Annotated in this window: 1 protein-coding gene; it reads left to right on the top strand. The window is 48.8% G+C overall.

Annotation, left to right across the window (positions count from 1 at the left end):
* Window positions 1-608 (top strand): hypothetical protein (locus tag LC419_RS23495; RefSeq protein ID WP_223609630.1); only part of this gene is annotated, 608 nt, incomplete at both ends.

Below are 608 nucleotides of genomic sequence, written 5' to 3'. Positions count from 1 at the left end.
GCATTGAACCCAGTCCTGAAGAAGCTGCAATATCGATTCAAAATTTTTATGCAAAGTCGGCTGGTTCATCGCCAGAAAATGGCTGGGAACTGCTTTCTGAAAAGATGAAAGGAGTCTTCGACTACACAACTTTCGAGAGCATCTGGCAAGAAGCGGACTACGCGGAAATTGTAGCCATTCAAGAAGCCAGCCGCCATGAATACAACACTTACAACGTCAATGTCCTCATCTACGATTTCGACGACGATTCCAGGCTAAATAGATCGTTTCCGCATGGCGCGACGCTCCATGACTACCAGTCCACGGTTCGACTGGCAAAATCGGGCAGACTTTGGCTTGTTGATGATCTGGTCAGCAATATCGCCCGCGGAAAGATGGACGAACATGTATACTTCGCTACGGCCATAGTCACAGAAGATACGAAAACTCTCGAGTTCCCGTGGGATAAAGCCATGCCGATCACGACGGTAAGCGCTGGAAAATACCTTGAGGTGTACTGTGCATATGGCGGTGAGTTCGGAAGTGATCCAAACACGGAGGAATGGCTACGTACAAACCTAGGCTGGATCAGCAGTTCTCAAGTTTCGCTGCAAAATAAGCCCCGAGGG

It is taken from the genome of Chryseobacterium sp. OSA05B (genome assembly GCF_019970065.1).
In the GTDB taxonomy this organism is placed as follows: Bacteria; Bacteroidota; Bacteroidia; order Flavobacteriales; family Weeksellaceae; genus Chryseobacterium.
The sequence above is the reverse complement of the archived record's forward strand: the minus strand, read 5'-3'. Positions and strand labels throughout refer to the sequence as shown.